General features: G+C 72.8%; 16 protein-coding genes and 1 pseudogene. 10 read left to right on the top strand and 7 right to left on the bottom strand.

Annotation, left to right across the window (positions count from 1 at the left end; translation table 11 throughout):
* Window positions 1-100 precede the first annotated feature (100 nt).
* Window positions 101-2,689 carry a helicase C-terminal domain-containing protein gene (locus ABZ656_RS16895; RefSeq protein ID WP_360268693.1) on the top strand — a complete coding sequence of 863 codons (2,589 nt, stop codon included), beginning with the start codon at window positions 101-103 and terminating at the stop codon, window positions 2,687-2,689.
* A gap of 75 nt (window positions 2,690-2,764) precedes the next feature.
* Window positions 2,765-4,408, top strand: coding sequence for a DNA repair helicase XPB (locus ABZ656_RS16890; RefSeq protein ID WP_101404365.1), 1,644 nt, complete (start codon window positions 2,765-2,767; stop codon window positions 4,406-4,408).
* Here ABZ656_RS16890 and ABZ656_RS16885 read toward each other — a convergent pair.
* Window positions 4,366-5,397, bottom strand: a complete 1,032-nt coding sequence (locus ABZ656_RS16885) for a glycosyltransferase 87 family protein (protein ID WP_101408010.1) — start codon at window positions 5,395-5,397, stop codon at window positions 4,366-4,368. The genes ABZ656_RS16890 and ABZ656_RS16885 overlap by 43 nt on opposite strands.
* Window positions 5,398-5,604: 207 nt before the next feature.
* Window positions 5,605-5,799, bottom strand: coding sequence for a hypothetical protein (locus ABZ656_RS16880; RefSeq protein WP_101404364.1), 195 nt, complete (start codon window positions 5,797-5,799; stop codon window positions 5,605-5,607).
* Between the two features lie 353 nt (window positions 5,800-6,152).
* Here ABZ656_RS16880 and ABZ656_RS16875 point away from each other — a divergent pair, with 353 nt between their 5' ends.
* Window positions 6,153-8,246 carry an ATP-binding domain-containing protein gene (locus ABZ656_RS16875; RefSeq protein ID WP_101404363.1) on the top strand — a complete coding sequence of 698 codons (2,094 nt, stop codon included), beginning with the start codon at window positions 6,153-6,155 and terminating at the stop codon, window positions 8,244-8,246.
* A gap of 113 nt (window positions 8,247-8,359) precedes the next feature.
* Here the strand turns inward: ABZ656_RS16875 and ABZ656_RS16870 are convergent, their stop codons facing one another.
* Window positions 8,360-9,064: a copper homeostasis protein CutC gene (locus tag ABZ656_RS16870; protein ID WP_101404362.1), complete on the bottom strand. Its 705-nt coding sequence runs from the start codon at window positions 9,062-9,064 to the stop codon at window positions 8,360-8,362.
* A gap of 459 nt (window positions 9,065-9,523) precedes the next feature.
* Between ABZ656_RS16870 and ABZ656_RS16865 the strand changes: the two genes are divergently transcribed.
* Genes ABZ656_RS16865 through ABZ656_RS16855 form a run of 3 tightly spaced genes read left to right on the top strand, consistent with a single transcriptional unit; the run spans window position 9,524 to window position 12,590 of the window.
* Window positions 9,524-10,207, top strand: coding sequence for a hypothetical protein (locus ABZ656_RS16865; RefSeq protein WP_360268688.1), 684 nt, complete (start codon window positions 9,524-9,526; stop codon window positions 10,205-10,207).
* A 29-nt stretch (window positions 10,208-10,236) separates the two neighbouring features.
* Window positions 10,237-11,466, top strand: coding sequence for a Cmx/CmrA family chloramphenicol efflux MFS transporter (locus tag ABZ656_RS16860; protein WP_360268731.1), 1,230 nt, complete (start codon window positions 10,237-10,239; stop codon window positions 11,464-11,466).
* A 20-nt stretch (window positions 11,467-11,486) separates the two neighbouring features.
* On the top strand, window positions 11,487-12,590 hold the full coding sequence (locus tag ABZ656_RS16855) for a GNAT family N-acetyltransferase (protein WP_360268685.1): 1,104 nt from the start codon (window positions 11,487-11,489) through the stop codon (window positions 12,588-12,590).
* Between the two features lie 33 nt (window positions 12,591-12,623).
* Here the strand turns inward: ABZ656_RS16855 and ABZ656_RS16850 are convergent, their stop codons facing one another.
* Together ABZ656_RS16850 and ABZ656_RS16845 are read right to left on the bottom strand one after the other, a co-directional pair.
* Window positions 12,624-12,890: a DUF4031 domain-containing protein gene (locus ABZ656_RS16850; RefSeq protein ID WP_101404360.1), complete on the bottom strand. Its 267-nt coding sequence runs from the start codon at window positions 12,888-12,890 to the stop codon at window positions 12,624-12,626.
* A complete protein-coding gene (locus ABZ656_RS16845; protein ID WP_101404359.1) occupies window positions 12,887-13,282 on the bottom strand; it encodes a hypothetical protein in 396 nt (131 codons plus the stop codon). The genes ABZ656_RS16850 and ABZ656_RS16845 overlap by 4 nt, the downstream gene beginning before the upstream one ends.
* A gap of 55 nt (window positions 13,283-13,337) precedes the next feature.
* Between ABZ656_RS16845 and ABZ656_RS16840 the strand changes: the two genes are divergently transcribed.
* From ABZ656_RS16840 to ABZ656_RS16825, 4 genes are all read left to right on the top strand, one after another.
* A complete protein-coding gene (locus tag ABZ656_RS16840) occupies window positions 13,338-14,261 on the top strand; it encodes a MurR/RpiR family transcriptional regulator (protein WP_101404358.1) in 924 nt (307 codons plus the stop codon).
* Between the two features lie 128 nt (window positions 14,262-14,389).
* A complete protein-coding gene (gene murQ / locus ABZ656_RS16835; RefSeq protein WP_360268680.1) occupies window positions 14,390-15,340 on the top strand; it encodes an N-acetylmuramic acid 6-phosphate etherase in 951 nt (316 codons plus the stop codon).
* Window positions 15,341-15,356: 16 nt separating this feature from the next.
* A complete protein-coding gene (locus ABZ656_RS16830; protein ID WP_101404356.1) occupies window positions 15,357-16,841 on the top strand; it encodes a PTS transporter subunit EIIC in 1,485 nt (494 codons plus the stop codon).
* A complete protein-coding gene (locus tag ABZ656_RS16825; RefSeq protein ID WP_168492901.1) occupies window positions 16,838-17,425 on the top strand; it encodes a hypothetical protein in 588 nt (195 codons plus the stop codon). The genes ABZ656_RS16830 and ABZ656_RS16825 overlap by 4 nt, the downstream gene beginning before the upstream one ends.
* A 45-nt stretch (window positions 17,426-17,470) precedes the next feature.
* Here ABZ656_RS16825 and ABZ656_RS16820 read toward each other — a convergent pair whose 3' ends face one another.
* Both ABZ656_RS16820 and ABZ656_RS16815 read right to left on the bottom strand, forming a co-directional pair.
* Window positions 17,471-18,844, bottom strand: coding sequence for a phosphoribosyltransferase family protein (locus ABZ656_RS16820; RefSeq protein WP_101404354.1), 1,374 nt, complete (start codon window positions 18,842-18,844; stop codon window positions 17,471-17,473).
* Window positions 18,841-20,020, bottom strand: a pseudogene (locus ABZ656_RS16815) (CapA family protein). Before ABZ656_RS16815 ends, ABZ656_RS16820 begins: the two are co-directional and overlap by 4 nt.
* Window positions 20,021-20,026 lie beyond the last annotated feature (6 nt).

Below are 20,026 nucleotides of genomic sequence, written 5' to 3'. Positions count from 1 at the left end.
CGTAGCCCCGGGGATGATGGGGGTCCCCCTGCTCGAGCGAAGCCGAGAGCTTGGGGGAGGGTAGGGGCGGCGGGGGCGAGAAACCACTACCGTTGAACGGATGAGCACAGAGGAGCACCCCACGCCGGACCGCGCCCCGCAGGGCACCGCTCCGCGCTCCCTCGCGGAAGCCCTCCGCGCCCGGGACGACGCTTCCCTGTCGGCCCTCCTCCGCACCCGCCCCGACCTCATCACCCCCGTCCCCACGGACCTCACCCAGCTCGCCACCCGCGCCGGCACCCGCGCCTCGGTGGTCCGCGCCCTGGAGCGCCTGGACCGGTTCGCGCTCCAGGCCGCGGAGGCCCTCGCCGTCGCGTCGGACCCGGCGACGTACGACGAACTGCTCGCGCTGCTGGCGGGCGACGACAACGACCCGGCGGTCACGGCGGCGTTCCCGCGCGCTGTGGGGACGCTGCGCGAGCAGGCCCTGGTGTGGGGCCCCGACGACCGCCTGCGCCTCGTACGGACGGCGCGCGAGCTGCTCGCGCCGTCCCCCCAGCACCCGTCCCCCACGGGCCTTGGACCGACCGTCGCCGAGGCCACGGCAGGGATGTCCCCTGGACGTATTCAGGAGATCGTGGCCGAGGCCGGGCTGCCGACCACCCACGACTCCGTCTCCGCCGTCGCCTCGCTCACCGGACTGTTCACCGACCGGGCGCGGATGTCGGCGCTCCTCGACACCGCCCCCGCCGAGGCGGTGGACGTGCTGTCCCGGCTGGTGTGGGGGCCGCCGTACGGCCAGGTGACCGCCGACCCGGCACGCCATCTGCGCTGGCTGATCGACCGCGGGCTGCTGCTGCCGACGGCGCCCGGCACGGTCGTACTGCCCCGGGAGGTCGCCCTGCATCTGCGGGCGGGCCGCGCGCACCGGGCGACGGAACCGGTGGCCCCGGCGGTCGAGGCCGCGCGGACGCACCGTCCACAGGTTGTGGACAGTGCGGCGGCGGGCCAGGCGTACACGGCGCTCGCCACCGTCGAGGAGCTGCTGAAGGACTGGCACGAGGGCGGGCCCGCCGTACTGCGCGCCGGCGGGCTCAGCGTCCGGGACCTGAAGCGGACGGCGGTGGCGCTGGACGTCGCGGAGCCGGTCGCGGCGTTCTGGGTCGAGCTCGCCTACGCGGCGGGGCTGCTGGCCTCGGACGGGGAGGCCGACGAGCGGTACGCGGCCACTCCCGCCTATGACGAGTGGCTGGAGAGGCCCGCCGCCGAACGGTGGGCCATGCTCGCCTCGGCATGGCTGGCCGCGACCCGTACGGCGGGCCTGATCGGCGGGCGGGACACGAAGGAGCGTACGTTGTCGGCGCTGGGCCCCGGCCTCGACCGCTCGGCGGCCCCCGAGGTCCGCCACCGCGTCCTGACCCTCCTCGCCACCCTGCCCGAGGGCGCCGCCCCCACCCCGGAGTCGGTCCTCGCCCACCTCCAGTGGGAGCGTCCGCTGCGCGGGGACCGGAGCACGGCCGATGATCTGCGGGCCCGGCTCACCCGGTGGACGCTGTCCGAGTCGGAGCTGCTGGGAGTCACCGGCCGGGGCGCCCTCTCGGCGCAGGGGCGGGCGCTGCTGGGGCTGCCGGCGGCGAGCGTGCGGGAGACCGCGGCGCGCGTCCCGTCCGGTCCCGGCGACAAGCTCCCCGCCCACAAGCACCACCGCCCCGCCGTCGATGCCTCCCTCTCCGAAACCCCGCACTCCCCCGCCGAGCAGGCCGCTGCCGCCGCCCACGCCGCCCGGCTCCTCGCCCCGCTGCTGCCCGAGCCCCTGGACCACGTCCTCCTCCAGGCGGACCTGACCGCCGTCGCCCCCGGCCCGCTGGAGCGTCCCCTCGCCGACACGCTCGGCGTGCTCGCGGACGTCGAGTCGAAGGGCGGGGCAACGGTCTACCGCTTCACCCCGGGGTCGGTACGGCGGGCCCTGGACGCGGGCCGGTCGGCCTCGGACCTGCACGCGTTCCTCGCGGCCCACTCCCGCACGCCCGTCCCGCAGCCGCTCGCCTATCTGATCGACGACGTGGCACGCAGGCACGGCCATCTGCGGATCGGGGCGGCCTCGGCGTACGTCCGCTGCGACGACGACGCACTGCTGAGCGAGATCCTCGCCGACAAGCGCTCGCAGGGACTGCGGCTGCGCCGCCTCGCGCCCACCGTGCTCGCCGCCCAGGCCGACCCGGCGGCCCTGCTGGAGGGCCTGCGCTCCATGGGCTTCGCGCCCGCCGCGGAGTCCGCCGAGGGTGATGTGCTGATCACCCGCGCCCACGCCCACCGCACCCCGCCGCGCTCCGCCCCCGTGCCGGTCCCGGAGGGCCCGCCGGTGCCCGACGCCACGCTCCTCGGTGCCGCGGTCCGCGCCATCCGCGCCGGTGACCTGGCCTCCACGACCCCGCGCAAGGACACGCAGGCACAGGCGCCGGACAACGGCGAGCTGCCGCGCACCAGCTCCGCCGAGACCCTCGCCACCATGCAGGCCGCCGTCATGACCGGCGAGGCGGTGTGGATCGGATACGTGAACGCCGAGGGCGCCGCCAGCCAGCGCGTGATCGCCCCCATCCGGGTGGAGGGCGGCTTCGTGACGGCGTACGACCACACCGCGGACGAGGTCCGCACCTATCCGTTGCACCGCGTGACGGGGGTCGCCGAGCTCGCCGACGACCAGCCGTGATCACCGCCCCTTGAGGCACACTGGACGTTTGGCCGGTCATCCGCGCGGGGTGACGGCACGCAGAAAGGGACGGGTGTGAACGGACCCCTCATCGTCCAGAGCGACAAGACCCTGCTCCTGGAAGTCGACCACGAGCAGGCCGACGCCTGCCGTCGGGCCATCGCGCCGTTCGCGGAGCTGGAGCGGGCGCCCGAGCACATCCACACCTACCGGGTGACACCGCTCGGCCTGTGGAACGCGCGCGCCGCGGGCCACGACGCCGAGCAGGTCGTCGACGCGCTCGTCGAGTTCAGCCGCTACCCCGTACCGCACGCCCTGCTCGTCGACATCGCCGAGACGATGGACCGCTACGGACGTCTCACCCTCAGCAAGCACCCGGCCCACGGGCTGGTCCTGACCACCACCGACCGGCCCGTCCTGGAGGAGATCCTGCGGTCGAAGCGGATCATCCCGCTCGTCGGCAACCGGATCGACCCGGACACCGTGGCCGTGCACCCCTCCGAGCGCGGGCAGATCAAGCAGACCCTGCTGAGGCTGGGCTGGCCGGCCGAGGACCTCGCCGGATACGTCGACGGGGAGGCGCACCCGATCGAGCTCGCCGAGGACGGCTGGGCGTTGCGGCCGTACCAGAAGCAGGCCGTGGAGAACTTCTGGCACGGCGGGTCGGGCGTTGTCGTCCTGCCCTGTGGAGCAGGGAAGACGCTCGTCGGCGCCGGGTCCATGGCGCAGGCCAAGGCCACCACCCTCATCCTCGTCACCAACACCGTCTCCGCCCGGCAGTGGAAGCACGAGCTGGTGAAGCGGACCTCGCTGACCGAGGACGAGATCGGCGAGTACAGCGGGACGAGGAAGGAGATCCGCCCGGTCACCATCGCCACCTACCAGGTGCTGACGACCAAGCGGAAGGGCGTCTATCCCCACCTGGAGCTCTTCGACTCCCGGGACTGGGGACTCATCGTCTACGACGAGGTGCACCTGCTGCCCGCGCCCGTCTTCAAGTTCACGGCCGATCTCCAGGCGCGGCGGCGGCTGGGCCTGACCGCGACCCTGGTCCGCGAGGACGGGCGCGAGTCGGACGTCTTCTCGCTCATCGGGCCCAAGCGGTTCGACGCGCCCTGGAAGGAGATCGAGGCGCAGGGGTACATCGCGCCCGCCGACTGTGTCGAGGTCCGCGTCAACCTCACCGACTCCGAGCGGCTCGCGTACGCGACCGCCGAGACCGAGGAGAAGTACCGCTTCTGCGCGACGACCGCGACCAAGCGGAAGGTGACCGAGGCGCTGGTACGTAAGTTCGCGGGGCAGCAGATCCTCGTGATCGGCCAGTACATCGACCAACTCGACGAGCTGGGCGAGCACTTGAACGCGCCCGTCATCAAGGGCGAGACCAGCAACGCGCAGCGGGAGAAGCTGTTCGACGCCTTCCGGGAGGGCGAGATCAGCGTGCTCGTCGTGTCGAAGGTCGCCAACTTCTCCATCGACCTGCCGGAGGCGACCGTCGCCATCCAGGTGTCGGGCACCTTCGGCTCGCGCCAGGAGGAGGCCCAGCGCCTTGGCCGCGTGCTGCGCCCGAAGGCCGACGGTCACCAGGCGCACTTCTACTCCGTCGTCGCCCGCGACACCATCGACCAGGACTTCGCCGCGCATCGGCAGCGGTTCCTGGCGGAGCAGGGGTACGCCTACCGGATCGTCGACGCCGACGAACTCCTGGCCGACAACTGAGCCAGCAGTACCAACCCCAGCAGGGGGTACGGCGAGGCGAACGGCTGCTGCCACCAGGGTAGACGGAGGTCCAGATCACCCTGGTGCGGGACCAGCCAGAGGGTGCGGGCCGCGAACACCGCGGCGGTGGCGGCGGCCGGGCGCGGGCCGTGTCCGGCGTACAGCACGGCGATCAGCGGGACGCACCACACCCAGTGGTGCGACCAGCTGATGGGCGAGATCAGCAGGGCCGTGAGGGCGGTGACGAGAACGCCCTGGCGGTCGGTGCGCGCGCGGCGGGCCAGCCAGAGTCCCGCCGCCGCGACGGCCAGCGCGGGCACGGCCCACAGCGGACCCGGTGCCGGGTCCCCCAGCGCGCGGGCGATCAGCCCCTGGAGCGACTGGTTGTCGACGATCCACACCTTGCCGACGCGGCCGGTCTCGTAGAGCCGCCGGGTCCAGAAGTCGACGCTCGCGGCGGGAAGGACGAGCGCGCCCAGCAGTACGGTCCCGGCGAAGGCCGCCAGGGCGGTCGCCGCCTCCCGTCGCCGGCCCCTGAGCAGCAGATACGCCACGAAGACGGCCGGGGTCAGTTTCACCCCGGCCGCGATGCCCAGGGCGATGCCCTTGCCCGGGGCGCCGGGCGGCCGGGTCAGGTCCCAGAGGATGAGGCAGGCGACGGCGAGGTTGATCTGGCCGAAGAGCACGGTCTGGAAGACGGGTTCGAGCCACAGGGCGAGCGCGGTGGCGGCGCAGAGCGCGGGCAGCCGTGTCGGCAGGCCCGCGAGACGGCAGGAGAGCCGGACCAGTACGGCCAGCAGAGCCACGTTCCCGGCGACGCAGGCCGCCTTGAGGACGGCCGGCGGGAGCCAGGCCAGCGGGACGAAGACGAGCGCCGCGAAGGGCGGGTACGTGGCGGGCAGATGCCACTCGGTGACGGTGAACCCGTAGAGATCCGTGCCGTGGACGACGGCCGCACCCTCGGCCCGGTAGACGAGCGCGTCGGCCATCGGGGTGCGCCGGAGGAGACACAGAGCGACGAACGCGGCGAGGGACGTCGTAAGCAGAAGGACGGGAAAAAGGGAGGCGGGGGAACGGGGGGAGGCGGAGAAACGGGGGACGGAGAACGGGGGGACTTCGTCGGGTGAGCGATCGGTCACGTTCCGATGAAACACGGAGTGACCCTAGTGCCGGGACGGTTCACCCCGGCGAACGGCTCACCGGCGTCGTACGCCCGCCTCCTCCTCGTACTCACCGAGGAGCACCACGCCGAACGCCGCGCCCACGAAGACCTTGACGGCGCGCAGGGCGTCGCCGACACGGTGGTGGTGGTGAACGGGGGAGAAGGCGGTCGCGCCACGAGCGGCGGGACCGCGTCGGGAAGGGCCTGGGGTGAAGGTTGCTGCGCTCATGTATCCATCATGGAATCCGTGACCTCTGATGGCGTCGGCCTATGGACCGAACCTCGGCGGGCCCCTCGTACACCTGCGGGCCTCTGCGTGTACGCCTCACGACGGACGGCGACCCCTAGGGATATGGGGGTCGCATCCCTGATGCCGCGTATGACACCGCGAACGATGCCGCGAACGATGCCGCGAGCCATCCGCGAAAAAGAGTTGGCCCGGACCTCCTCCCCTGACCTAGAATCTCCGCTCTTGCCCGCCTCCCTCGACGGAGTGCCGCTGCCCGGACGGAAACCGGACGGCATCCAACGGCTCGACCGCCGTACCCACTCACACGCAGCAGGTCTTCCGGAGGCACCACGTTGTCCACCCCACCCGCCCAGGACCCCCTCTCCCGCGAGCGCGCCCACCTCGGCGAGTCCCGCGCGGCACTGCGCGCGATGCGCGAGGACGTGGAGAACCTCGACATCAGCGACGTCGCCGCGAACTGGGTGAACGCCCAGATCCTCGCCCGCCAGATCGACGAGCGGATCAAGTCCCTCGCCGACCTCAGCCACACCCCGCTGTTCTTCGGCCGCCTCGACTATCTGCACGCACCCGGCGCCGACAAGGCGGAGGGCGCGGAGGAATCAGCAAAGCGCGAAGCGCATTCCTTGCAAGGGCGGCGGCGGGAGACGGGCGGGCGTTTCTACATCGGGCGCCGGCATGTGCACGACGCCGATGGCGACCCGATGGTCATCGACTGGCGTGCTCCGGTGTCGCAGCCGTTCTACCGGGCCTCGAAGAAGGACCCGATGGACGTCGGGCTGCGCCGCCGCTTCGGGTACACCGGCGGCGACCTCACGGCGTACGAGGACGAGCACCTGTCCGACCCCTCCGAGGCCGCGGCGACCAGCAAGCTGCTCCAGCAGGAGATCGAGCGCCCGCGCGTCGGCCCGATGCGCGACATCGTGGCGACCATCCAGCCGGAGCAGGACGAGATCGTACGGTCGGGTCTCGCGGGCTCCGTGTGTGTGCAGGGCGGCCCCGGCACCGGGAAGACGGCCGTCGGCCTGCACCGCGTCGCCTACCTCCTCTACGCCCACCGGGAGCGCCTCGCCCGCACCGGCACCCTGGTCATCGGGCCGAACAAGTCCTTCCTGCACTACATCGAGCAGGTGCTGCCCGCGCTGGGCGAGCTCGAGGTCAAGCAGGCGACGGTCGACGACCTCGTCGCGCATGTGGAGGTACGCGGGACGGACGACGCGCCCGCCGCCGTCGTCAAGGGCGACGCCCGGATGGCCGAGGTGCTGCGCCGGGCCGTCCGCTCGCATGTGACGCTCCCGACCGAGGGCGTGGTGGTCGTGCGCGGCTCGCGGCGCTGGCGCGTCCCGGCGTACGAACTCGAGACGATCGTCGGGGAGTTGCTGGACCGCGACATCCGCTACGGCGCCGCCCGCGAGGCCCTTCCGCAGCGGATCGCGCACGCCGTGCTGGTCCAGATGGAGCGCTCGGGCGAGGCACCGGACGACCGGGTGCAGGACGCCGTGGCCCGCAACACCGCGGTGAAGGCGGCCGTCAAGGCGATCTGGCCGCCGGTCGACCCCGCCAAACTGGTCCTGCGGCTGCTCACCGACGCCGACTTCCTCGCCGTCCACGCGGAGGGGCTCCTCGACGAGGACGAGCAGAAGGAGATCCTCTGGCCGAAGCCGGTGCGGTCGGTGAAGTCGGCCAAGTGGTCCCCCGCCGACGCCGTGCTGATCGACGAGGCCACCGATCTCGTCCAGCGCACCCACTCCCTCGGCCATGTCGTGCTCGACGAGGCGCAGGATCTGTCGCCGATGCAGTACCGGGCGGTGGGGCGGCGCTGCACGACGGGTTCGGCGACCGTGCTCGGCGATCTCGCACAGGGCACGACCCCCTGGGCGACGCGGAGTTGGGACGAGGCGCTCGCCCACCTCGGCAAGGGGGAAGCGGTGATCGAGGAGCTGACCGCCGGTTTCCGCGTCCCCACCGACGTCATCACCTACGCCTCCCGACTGCTGCCGCACATCGCGCCGGGCCTGACCCCGGTGGCGTCGGTCCGTGAGAACCCCGGTTTCTTCGAGGTGCGGCCGACGACCGCAGACGAGCAGGTCATCGGCGCCTGCGAGGAGTTGCTGCGCAACGAGGGCTCGATCGGCCTCATCGCCGCCGACGCCCGGATCCCGGCGCTGACCGAGGCGCTGACGGCGGCGGGCCTGACGTACCTGGGCCCCGGCGAGGAGACGACGGCACAGACCCGTCTCACCCTCGTCCCCGCCTCCCTCGCCAAGGGCCTGGAGTACGACTACGTGGTCCTGGACGAACCGCAGGCCGTGGTCGACGGCGAACCGGACGAGCGGACCGGCCTGCGCCGCCTGTACGTGGCCCTGACCCGAGCGGTCTCGGGCCTGACCGTCACCCACGCGGCTCCACTGCCGCAGCAACTGGGGTAGGACCTGGCCCAGCCGGGCGGGCCCGTCGGCGGCGGCGCCGCACGCATGCGGCCGGGTTGTTCATGCCGCCGCGGGCGCCGCTACGCGTCCAGGGCCTACCGCCGCGGGCGCCGCTACGCGTCCAGGGCCTGCCGCCACTCCCGTACGGCCGCCACCGCCACCGGGCCGCTCCACCCTCCGGGCCGAGCGGCCCCGCCGATGTGGAAGGCGTCGATCCCCGCGGCCCTCAGCCGAGGAACGTGATCGAGACGCAGCCCGCCGCCCACCATGATCCGGGGCTCGTAACCGGGTTCGGTGCGGCGGGTGGCCTCGGCGAGGAGGGTCGGGAACCCGTCGTCCACGCCGTCCGGGGAACCCGCCGTGAGGTACGCGTCCAGGCCCGGCAGGTCCGCGAGCTGCTTGCGCAGGGAGTCGCGGTCGGCGGCGCGGTCGATCGCACGGTGGAACGTCCACGGGCAGCCGCCCAGTTCGGCGACGATCCGCTCCACGGCGGACAGGTCGGGGCCGCCGTGCTCGTCGAGGAACCCGAGCACGAACTCGTCCGCTCCGGCGGCCCGCATCTCCCCCGCGAGACGTACGAGCGCGTCGACGCCCTCGGCGCCGCCCGCCGCGAAGCCGTCCGCCCGCCTCAGCATCACGCGCAGCGAGATGTCGACGGCGGCGCGGATCCCGGCGAAGGTCTCCACCGCCGGGGTGAGCCCGTCGGCGGCCATGTCGGTGACCAACTCCAGCCGGTCGGCGCCTCCGGCCTGGGCGGCGACCGCGTCCTCCACGCCGAGGGCGATCACCTCCAGAACTGCACGCTTGCGCTCGCTCATGGGACCTCTTCCTCCGGGGCGGCTACAGGTCTAGTCCAATCCCAGCCTACGCCGCGCCCACCGGCCACCGCGAGAAGGCCTCGCCCTTTACCGGGGCACACCATCGGGGCTCCGCCCCGAATCCCCGTCCCCCCGGATTCGTTCGCCTGCGGGCGGGCGGGGGCTGATCGCGCAGTTCCCCACGCCCCCCAGGACGGGGCTCCGCCCCGATGTCCCGCCCGGGGGGGGTGCGCTTTGGCTGCGGGACGGCGGGGGCTGATCGCGCAGTTCCCCGCGCCCCTGAAAGCCCCGGGTCCGCATCCTCCAGCCCGTCCGGCGTTTGAGGACGAGGCCGTTCAGGCCGATGAGGGGGTCCGGGGGCGGAGCCCCCGGGGATGGGACGGGCAGGGGGGCGGCGGGGGCGAGGGAAGGCTGCCCTCCGCGCTAGGAGTCATGGAACGCAAGCGGGAGAATCGACGCATGCCCGACCTCGACGCGCTGCGCACCCGCTGGTCCCATGCCCTCGACGGTGCCCGCTCCCCCGGTGGCCCCGACCCGGCCCCGTACGCGGACAACCTCCTCATCCGCTGGCAGGAGCCACAGCGCCGCTACCACACGGTCGCGCACCTCACCGCGGTCCTCGACCACATCGACGTGCTGGAGGAGCACGCGGACGACCCCGCCCTCGTCCGCCTCGCCGCCTGGTTCCACGACGCCGTCTACCTCCCCGACCGCTCCGAGAACGAGGAACGCTCCGCCCGCCTCGCCGAACGCGCCCTCCCCGAGGCCGGGGTGAGGGAGAAGAAGACGGCCGAGGTCGGGCGTCTCGTCCGGCTCACCGTCACCCACGCCCCGAGCGACGACGACCGCAACGGCCAGGTCCTCTGCGACGCCGACCTGGCGATCCTCGCCTCGCCCCCGGACACCTACGCCGCCTACACCGCCGCCGTCCGCGAGGAGTACGCCTTCGTCCCGGACGAGGCGTTCCGGGCGGGCCGGGCTGCCGCACTGCGTCAACTCCTCGACCTGCCGAGGCTGTTCAGAACTCCGTACGGAACACAGGAGTGGGAGGAGCGGGCCCGGGAGAACATCCGGCGCGAGCTCGCCCACCTCACCGAAGCCACCCCGGACTCACCCAACCCACCCCGGAAGGCCGCCAAGTGACCCGCTCCAGTCCGCCGTCCGGCCCCCGCATGCCCCTCGCCGTCTACATCCTCGCCCTCTCCGTCTTCGCCCTCGGGACCAGCGAGTTCATGCTCTCGGGGCTCCTGCCGCCGATAGCGGACGACATGGGTGTCACGATTCCGCAGGCGGGTCTGCTCATATCGGCGTTCGCCATAGGCATGGTCGTCGGAGCGCCGCTGCTCGCCGTGGCCACCCTCCGCCTCCCCCGCCGTACCACCCTCGTCTCGCTCATCGCCGTCTTCGGGTTCGGCCAGATCGCCGGCGCGCTCGCGCCGACGTACGCCGTGCTCTTCGCCTCCAGGATCGTCAGCGCCCTCGCCTGTGCGGGCTTCTGGGCGGTGGGCGCGGCGGTGGCGATCGCGATGGTCCCGGTGACGTCCCGGGCCCGCGCGCTCGCGGTGATGATCGGCGGACTGTCGATCGCGAACGTGCTCGGGGTCCCGGCCGGTGCCTGCCTCGGCGAGCATCTCGGCTGGCGGTCCGCGTTCTGGGCCGTCGGCGCGGCCTCCGCGATCGCCCTGGCCGGGGTCGTCACCCTCATCCCGCCCATCCCGCTCCCCGACGAGAAGCCGCAGCTCAGGCGGGAAGTCACCATCTACGGTGACCCGCAGGTCCGGCTCACCGTCGCTGTCGTGATGCTCGCCGCGGGCGGGGTCTTCTGCACGTTCAGCTATCTCTCGCCGCTGCTCACGGATGTCGCGGGGCTCGACGACGGCTGGGTGCCGAGCGTGCTCGCGCTCTTCGGGGTCGGGGCGCTGATCGGTACGACGATCGGCGGGCGGGTCGCCGACGCGCACCTCTTCGGGGTGCTCCTCTCCGGTACCGCGGCCTCGACCACCGTCCTCGTGGCGCTCGCACTCCTCGGGCAGTACGCGATCGCGGCCGTGGCTCTCTCCTTCCTTCTCGGCGTCACCTGCTTCTTCACCGCCCCGGCGCTCAACGCCCGGCTCTTCAACGTCGCCGGGGCCGCCCCCACCCTGGCCGGTGCCACCACCACGGCCGCCTTCAACCTCGGCAACACCGGGGGCCCCTGGGTCGGCGGCACGGTCATCGACGCGGGTCTCGGCTACGCGGCGACGGCCTGGGCGGGCGCGGCCATGACGGTGACGGGCATGGGGGTGGCCGCGGTCTCGCTGCGGCTCCAGCGCCGTACCCGGGCCTCCCGTGTGGTGGTGTCCATGAACAAGAAGGCCGAGAAGGCCGACAGGACCAACAATCCAGTACGTAACGACGTCTGACCGCGCCTATCCTCAGCCGCATGCGATCCATGGGTGGGGACCAGGTGGAGGAAGCCGTCGCGGGCGCCGTCGCGCTGTTGCGGGCGGTGGCCGGGCGGGACTGGGACGCGGTCGGGGCGGGCCGCCTCGAGTGGAGTTGCCGAAAGACCGCCGAGCACGTCGCGGACGATCTCCTCGCGTACGCGGGGCAGTTGGCGGGGCGGGCCACCACGGCGTACGTGCCTTTCGGGATCGTCCTGGACGACGGCACCGACAACGCGGGCGTCGTCGACGTGATCGAGACGACGGGCGCCCTGCTCGCCGCCGCCGTGCGCACCACGCCGCGCGAGGTGCGCGCCTTCCACCCGTATCCGTTCCGCAGCGCGAACCGCGAGGGCTTCGCCGCGATGGGTGTCACCGAGGTGCTGCTGCACACGCATGACATCGCGCAGGGTCTCGGGATCGCCTACGAGCCGCCGGCCGAGCTCTGCGCGGACGTACTCTCCCGGATCTTTCCGCACGTCAGGCCGGGGTCCGCCCCGTGGCCCACCCTCCTGTGGGCGACCGGCCGCGGCGAACTGCCCGGCCGCGCCCCGCTCACCGAGTGGCACTGGAGCAACAACCTGGTGATCGAGGCGGAACGGCTCACGCTCCAAGGAGTCACCCCGGCGGCCGCCGCCGATCTGCGCGCGGGTGGCACCGGCGGCTTCGAGTGGATCGAGGGCGGCCCCTTCGACGGCACGCGGGACGCCGCCGGGATGGTCATGAAGGCGTACGAGAGCGGGATGCACCGCCCGGAGTGGGGCATGTTCGTGCTCGTACGGAGCGAGGACGGCCGGGCGGTCGGCGCGATGGGCTTCCACGGCGCCCCCGGCGAGGACGGCCGCGCGGAAGTCGGCTACGACCTCGCCGAGAACGCCCGCGGCAACGGCTATGCGACCGAGGCCCTGCGCACCCTCTCCGCCTGGGCCCTCGCCCGCGACGAACTCGACATCCTCTTCGCCGCCATAGAGCGGACCAACGCTCCCTCCCAGCGGGTCATCGCACGCGCCGGGTTCACTCGGGTGAGCGAGGACGAGGAGCAGTACGCGTACGAGTTGCGCGCGCTGGATCCGTCGCTGCGGGTGTACGCCCGTACGGACTGACCTCCGCCCACCGGGGTGGACCGGCCGGTCCTCCTATCGGCCGGCGTACTTGCGCCGGCGCAGCCCCGCCCCGTACAGCAGCCGCACCACCTCGCGGCTGCTGACCTCCACCGCCCCGGCACGCACGGCGTCCGCGTACCGGTGGGAGGGAAGGTCGTAGTGATCGCGCTCGAAGGCGCGCGGGGGTATGCCCAAGTCCGCGGCGAACAGGTGCAGTTCGTCGTACGAGACGTCGCTGACCAGGTGGGACCAGAGCCGCCCGTGGCCCGGCCAGGTGGGCGGGTCGATGTAGACGGTCACGAGGACGGCGTCTCGCCGGTCGCCGACCCCAGGCGCCCCACGGACGCGACCTTCACGCCCGCCTTGTGGCAGACCCAGTGCGGGTCGGGCCCGAGCTCGGGCTCGACGTCGAGGGCGTGCGGGTCGCCGGAGCCGCAGACCGGACACAGCGGCCACCGCCCGTACCGCTCCAGCAACGCGTCCTGTACGTCCTGGGCGACGAGCCCGGCCACATAGCCGACGCCCTCCGGCCACTGTTCGACCCACCATCGGCGCTGCACCACCGAGTCCTCGACGAGCGAGACGACATCCGCCTCGGCGACCTCGCCCGCGACGAGATCGGCGAGAACGAGGGCGCGGGCCGCGTGCAACGCCTGCTCCAAGGGGCTGACGGGACGGCTGGTGGGGTCCATGCACCCATTGTGCGCACCCTTGACCGCATACCCCAGCAGAAAATATCTTTCACAAGTGACCCAAGACGTGAAGGAAATTTTCGCCGGTGAGGCTCCGCCCGCTCCCGCCGCCCTCGCGGCCAAGGTGCGGACGCTCGCCCCGTCGATGACCCGCTCCATGCAACGGGTCGCCGAGGCCGTCGCCGGCGACCCGGCCGGCTGCGCGGCACTCACGGTCACCGGCCTCGCCGAGCTCACCGGCACCAGCGAGGCCACGGTCGTGCGCACCGCCCGCCTGCTGGGCTACCCCGGCTATCGCGACCTGCGCCTCGCGCTCGCCGGCCTCGCCGCCCAGCAGCAGTCGGGCCGCGCCCCCGCCGTCACCGCGGACATCGCGGTCGACGACCCCATCGCGGACGTCGTCGCGAAACTCGCGTACGACGAGCAGCAGACCCTCGCCGACACCGCGGCGGGACTCGACACGGTCCAGCTGGGCGCGGCCGTCACCGCGCTCGCCACCGCCCGCCGGATCGACATCTACGGCGTCGGCGCGTCCGGGCTTGTCGCCCAGGACCTGGCCCAGAAGCTGCTGCGCATCGGACTCATAGCCCACCCGCACAGCGATCCGCACCTCGCCGTCACCAACGCGGTGCAGCTGCGGGCCAAGGACGTGGCGATAGCGATCACCCACTCCGGCTCCACGGGCGACGTCATCGAGCCGCTGCGGGTCGCCTTCGAACGCGGGGCGACGACGGTCGCGATCACCGGCCGCCCGGACGGGCCCGTCACGCAGTACGCCGACCACATACTCACCACGTCCACGGCCCGCGAGAGCGAGCTGCGTCCCGCGGCGATGTCGTCGCGCACCAGCCAGTTGCTGGTGGTCGACTGTCTGTTCGTGGGGGTCGCCCAGCGGACGTACGAGACGGCGGCGCCGGCGTTGTCCGCGTCGTACGAGGCGCTGGCGCACCGCCACAGCCCTCGCGGCCGTATGCGCTGACGCTCCGCCGGGAGCCTGGAAAAACTGGATGCCGTCGTCACGCTGCGGGCCGCGTGTGGCTGGTCGCGCAGTTCCTCGCGCCCCTGAAGGGGCGCTTTACCAACCCGCGTTGAAAAGAGCCGTTCGTCATGACCTCCTCCACCGCCGACGCCTCCTCCAACTACGGCTCCCTGCGTGCCGAGTTGGAGACGTTGACCACTGAGGCGTTCCGTCCCGAGCTGTCCGAGATCGACCGGCTGTCGACGCTGGAGATCGCGAAGATCATGAATGCCGAGGACGCGACCGTGCCGGCGGCCGTCGCGACCCAGCTGCCCCGCATCGCCGCCGCGATCGACGCCGTCGCCGAGCGCATGTCCCGCGGCGGCCGGCTGATCTACGCGGGCGCGGGCACCGCGGGCCGCCTCGGGGTGCTGGACGCCTCCGAGTGCCCGCCCACCTTCAACACCGACCCGTCCGAGGTCGTGGGCCTGATCGCGGGCGGCCCGAGCGCCATGGTCACCTCGGTCGAGGGCGCCGAGGACTCCAAGGAGCTGGCCGAGGCGGACCTGAAGGAGCTCTCCCTGACCGCCGACGACACGGTGGTCGGCGTCTCCGCCTCCGGCCGCACCCCGTACGCCGTCGGCGCGGTCGAACACGCCCGCGCGCGCGGCGCGTTGACGATCGGCCTGTCCTGCAACGCGCACAGCGCGCTGGCCGCCGCGTCCGAGCACGGCATCGAGATCGTCGTCGGGCCCGAGCTGCTGACCGGCTCCACCCGTCTCAAGGCGGGCACGGCACAGAAACTCGTCCTGAACATGCTCTCGACGATCACGATGATCCGTCTCGGCAAGACGTACGGGAACCTGATGGTCGACGTCCGCGCCTCGAACGAGAAGCTGCGGGCCCGCTCCCGCCGTATCGTCGCCCTCGCGACCGGCGCCTCGGACGAGGAGATCGAACAGGCCCTCGCGGCCACCGACGGCGAGGTGAAGAACGCCATCCTCACCATCCTCGGCGGCGTGGACGGGCCCACCGCGGCCCGCCTTCTGGAGGAGAGCGACGGCCATCTGCGCGCGGCGCTCACGGCATCGACGGGCTGACCAGCACCCTCGTGGAGTGCGCACAACCAACGACCTCACCCCCCATGCCGCCACGGCCGCCGCGATCCTCCCCCTGGTCGGCGGCGCCGCGAACATCACCTCCGTCGCCCACTGCATGACCCGCCTGCGCCTGGGCCTGCGGGACCGGACGCTCGTACGCGAGGACGCTCTCAGGTCCCTGCCCGCCGTACTCGGCGTGGTCGCGGACGACGACAGCTACCAGATCGTCCTGGGGCCGGGCACGGTCGCGCGGGTGACCCCCGAGTTCGAGGCGCTCGTCACCAGCACGGCCGACGTGCTGGCCGCACGTGGCGCCCAGTGGAAGGCGGCCCGGCAACAGCGCAACGCCACTCCTCTCAAACTCCTCCTCCGCCGGATCGCGAACATCTTCGTCCCTCTGATCCCCGCCCTGATCGGCTGCGGAGTCATCGCGGGCCTGGGCGGCCTGCTGGTCAATCTGGGATGGCTCCCCTCCCTCACCCCCGCCCTCGCCGCGATCGCCTCCGGCTTCATGGCCCTGATCGCGGTGTTCGTCGGCCACAACACGGCTGAGGAGTTCGGCGGCACCCCGGTCCTGGGCGGGGCGGTGGCGGCGATCGTCGTGTACGCGGGGGTCGCGAAGGTGACGGCCTTCGGCATGACCCTGGCACCGGGCCAGGGCGGGGTACTCGGCGCACTGGCCGCCGCGCTCCTGGGAACGTACGTGGAGAAGTGGTGCCGCCGCTGGGTCCCCGAAGCCCTCGACGTCCTCGTCACCCCCACCCTCACCGTCCTGCTCACCGGCCTGGTGACGCTCTACGTCCTGATGTACACGGCCGGCGAGCTGTCGACGGCCATCGGGACGGGCGCGAACTGGCTCCTCGACCACACGGGCGTCTTCGCGGGCCTGGTCCTGGGCGGCCTGTTCCTCCCCGTGGTGATGCTGGGCCTGCACCAGGCCCTGATCCCGCTCCACACCACCCTCATCCAGCAGCAGGGCTACACGGTCCTGCTCCCCGTCCTGGCGATGGCGGGCGCCGGGCAGGTCGGCGCGGCACTCGCGGTCTACGTCCGCCTCCACCACGACCAGTCCCTCCGTACGACGATCAGGTCGGCGCTGCCCGCGGGCCTCCTGGGCGTCGGCGAACCCCTGATCTACGGCGTCTCGCTCCCCCTCGGCCGCCCCTTCGTCACCGCCTGCGCGGGCGGGGCGGCGGGCGGCGCCTTCGTCGGCTTCTTCTCGATGCTCGGCGACAAGATCGGCTCCACGGCGATCGGCCCCTCGGGCTGGGCGCTGTTCCCCCTGCTCAAGGGCACGGGCGGACTGGCCCTGACGGCGGCGATCTACGCGGGCGGGCTGCTCACCGGGTATGTGGTGGGGTTCGCGGCGACGTACTTCTTCGGCCTCGGGAGGACGGCCGGAGGTGTGGGGGCCGTCGGGGGCGGAGGCGCTGTCAGTGGCGTGTGCGATTCTTCGAAGGTGGGGCAGGACACCGACCCGGGAGGGGATCCACCACCGTGAACCACGCACAGCTGACCGCCCTCGGCCGCGCCCTGCGCGTGCTCGGCGAGCACGGCGACGCACTGAACGCCGACACGCCCGACGCGAAGCTGCACGAGGTGAAGGCCGATCTGAAGCGGGCGCTGGACCTGCTGGAGGAGACGGTGACGACGGCGGTGCCCACGACGCGCTGCGCCGAGCACCCCAATGGCCCGGTGGACGAGGGCGCCGTCGACCTCTGTCTGCTCTGCGAGACGCGGCGGCGCACCGCCCGCCGCACCGAGGTCAACGACGCCTTCCCGCAGGGCCGCCCCAGCGGCGCCGACGAGGCACCCGAGCGCACGATGTCCCGGTACGGCGTGCGGGCCGACCGCCCCCAGCCCCAGCAGCGCTGGCTGCCGGAGGTGTGGACCGGCCAGGCGTGGCAGCTGTGCGGCACCCCGCGCCGCGACCGCGTCGAGGCGGAGCGGTATCTCGCCGCGGAGCGCCGCACCCCGCGCCCCGGCATGGCCTACCGCCTGGTCCACGAGTTCACGGACTACGAGGTGCTGCGCATCTGGGGCACACCGGTGAAGGTGGACATCGAACCGATGGGCAACCTGTAGCCGGTCCAGGTGCGTCGATCATCGCGTTGGTGATCGACGCGATGATCACGAGCGCCCAGGTCGCCTGTGGGCTCCCGCGCTCGGGACGGCGGAGGCGAGATGCCTGCTGAACCAGTCCGTGGCCAGCTCGGCGGCCGATTCCAGGGTGCCGGGTTCCTCGAAGAGATGGGTGGCGCCGGGGACGACGGCCAGCTGATGCTCGCAGCTCAGGCGCGCCGCGGCCTGCCGGTTGAGATCCAGTACGACGTGGTCACGGCCCCCGACGATGAGCAGCGTCGGAGCCTTCACCTCCGGCAGCCTGGCGCCGGCCAGGTCCGGCCTGCCCCCGCGGGAGACGACTGCCGCGACGTCCGCCGTGGGCTCCGCCGCCGCCCACAGCGCGGCGGCGGCGCCTGTGCTGGCACCGAAGTAACCGAACTCCATGTCCTGGGTGCCGGGCTGCTCACGCAGCCATTCGGTCGCCTGGATCAGGCGACGGGCGAGCAGCGCCGTGTCGAACACGTTGTCCCGGTTCACCGCCTCGGCCTCGGTGAGCAGATCGAACAGAAGGGTGCCGAGACCGGCGCGGTTCAGCCCGGTGGCGACGAAGCGGTTGCGTGGGCTCTTCCTGCTGCTGCCGCTGCCGTGGGCGAAGAGGACGATCCCGGGGGCACCGCGGGGCAGCGTCAGCCGCCCGTCGAGCGCGGCACCTGCGGCCGGTATCCGGACCTCCCTGTCATGGGGCGGGGGAGCGTGCTCCGGGGAGGCGCTGCCCTCAGTCGGCGGTGCGTCGGACGTGGCGTGCGCCGCGCGGCCCCGTTCCAGGCAGGCGATGACCTCCTCGTCGCTCGTCTGCCCGAAGTCGGCGTAGAACTGACCGATCGCGTGGAACAGCCGGGGGGTGTGCAGACAGACTCCTTCGTCCGCCGCGCCTCCGAGGCGGGCCGACCAGTCCTGCGGGGCCACGGGAACGGCCAGCACGATCCGCGACGCACCGCGGGCGCGCGCGATCCGGCAGGCCGCGAGGGCCGTGGAGCCGGTCGCCAGACCGTCGTCCACCACCAGGACCGTCCGTCCCTCGTACCGGGCGGGCGGCCGCTCGCCCCGGTAGTGGCGGGCCCGCTGCTCCAGGACGCCGCGCTCGTGTTCCTCCACCGCCGCCAGAGCACGGTCCGTCACCCCCGTCGCACGCAGCACCTCTTCATTGATGACGCGGACGCCTTCCTCGCCGATGGCGCCCATGGCCAGCTCCGGCTGGAAGGGCACCCCCAGTTTGCGCACGAGGCAGACGTCGAGCGGGGCACCGAGGGCCTCGGCGACCTGCGCGGCGACCGGGACGCCGCCGCGGGGAAGTCCCACGACCACGAGATCCTGGCCCTTGAGGTGGTGCAGTCGGGCGGCGAGCCGCCGGCCCGCGTCGGTTCTGTCGGCGAAAATCATGGTCGCCTCCCGGGGTGAGGTGAGGTCCTCGAATCCCGACTGAAGTCCGGTCCAGAACGGTCCGGAGCCGGCCGGACGGTGAGGATGCCGTCCGGATTGAGTTCGACGCGTGAGCCGTAGGCGCGGCTGATCCGGCTCAGAACGTCCCGCGTCCACCGCGAGTCCTCCATCGTCGCGCGCTCCAGCCGCATCCGCCGGGACCGCATCGGGACGATGCGCACGTCGTGGAACCTGCCGTCGTCCGGGTCCACGGTCACGAAGTACAGCAACCGGAGATCGTCCCGGTACTCCTCGTAGCCGCTGATGCCCTCGTAGTCGTTGATCAGATCGCCGCAGCCGTGGGTGATGAGCTTTCCCCGGTACGACTCCAACGGCCGCGGGTGGTGCGAGGAGTGCCCGTGCACGACGTCCGCGCCGCCGTCGATGAGCGCATGGCCGAAAGCGGACCTGGTCACGCGGGACGACGTAGCCCCAGTTGGATCCCCAGTGGACCGAGACGACCGCGATGTCGCCCGGGCACTTGGCCGGACGCAGCCGGGTCGCGATTCCGGCCGCGGCGGCGTCCGACGGCTCGGCGACGAAGTCGACCCCGCCGCGCCGAGCCGTGGCGGCCCAGCCGCGGGGTATGCCGCTGGAGGCCATCCCCACGGAGAAGACCAGGACGCGCCGGCCGCCTGTGACGGGGACGGTCGCGGGACGCCGGGCCTCGTCGGCGTCCCGCCCCGCTCCCGGCGCGCGAAGACCCGCGTCCGCCAGGGCGTCGAGGGTCTCCTCCAGCCCGCGGCGGCCGTAGTCCAGCACATGGTTGTTGGCCAGGACGCAGACGTGCGGACGGGCGGCGGCCAGGGCGGGCAGATTGGCCGGGTGCATCCGGTAGTGGATCTCTTTGCCCGGCGCCGCCTCGTCGTTGCGCGTGACGGCGGTCTCCAGGTTGAGGATCCGGGCGTCGGGTGCCGCCGCGGCGAGCACCTCCAGCGCGTCGCCCCAGGGCCAGGAGAAGCCGGCCGGCCGGGGAATCACGCCGTTCGCCGCCTCGGCCAGCTCCACATAGGCGCGGGCATCCTTGACGTACGACTCCCGCAGCTTCGGATCGCCGGGGTGCGGAAGGATCTGGTCGACTCCCCGGCCGAGCATCACATCGCCGGCCAGGAACAGCGTGACAAGGTCACCGCCCATTCCTCC

It is taken from the genome of Streptomyces sp. NPDC007095 (genome assembly GCF_040634475.1).
Lineage (GTDB): Bacteria > Actinomycetota > Actinomycetes > Streptomycetales > Streptomycetaceae > Streptomyces.
This window is presented reverse-complemented; position numbering and strand designations above follow the sequence as displayed.

What these genes read in the sequence shown, in the direction of transcription:
- ABZ656_RS16895 (WP_360268693.1), top strand. Translation starts at nt 101, where the DNA reads ATGAGCACAGAGGAGCACCCCACGCCGGACCGCGCCCCGCAGGGCACC.
- ABZ656_RS16885 (WP_101408010.1), bottom strand. Translation starts at nt 5,397, where the DNA reads ATGGCCGACGCGCTCGTCTACCGGGCCGAGGGTGCGGCCGTCGTCCAC.
- ABZ656_RS16880 (WP_101404364.1), bottom strand. Translation starts at nt 5,799, where the DNA reads ATGAGCGCAGCAACCTTCACCCCAGGCCCTTCCCGACGCGGTCCCGCC.
- ABZ656_RS16870 (WP_101404362.1), bottom strand. Translation starts at nt 9,064, where the DNA reads ATGAGCGAGCGCAAGCGTGCAGTTCTGGAGGTGATCGCCCTCGGCGTG.
- ABZ656_RS16865 (WP_360268688.1), top strand. Translation starts at nt 9,524, where the DNA reads ATGCCCGACCTCGACGCGCTGCGCACCCGCTGGTCCCATGCCCTCGAC.
- ABZ656_RS16860 (WP_360268731.1), top strand. Translation starts at nt 10,237, where the DNA reads ATGCCCCTCGCCGTCTACATCCTCGCCCTCTCCGTCTTCGCCCTCGGG.
- ABZ656_RS16855 (WP_360268685.1), top strand. Translation starts at nt 11,487, where the DNA reads ATGCGATCCATGGGTGGGGACCAGGTGGAGGAAGCCGTCGCGGGCGCC.
- ABZ656_RS16845 (WP_101404359.1), bottom strand. Translation starts at nt 13,282, where the DNA reads ATGGACCCCACCAGCCGTCCCGTCAGCCCCTTGGAGCAGGCGTTGCAC.
- murQ (WP_360268680.1), top strand. Translation starts at nt 14,390, where the DNA reads ATGACCTCCTCCACCGCCGACGCCTCCTCCAACTACGGCTCCCTGCGT.
- ABZ656_RS16820 (WP_101404354.1), bottom strand. Translation starts at nt 18,844, where the DNA reads ATGATTTTCGCCGACAGAACCGACGCGGGCCGGCGGCTCGCCGCCCGA.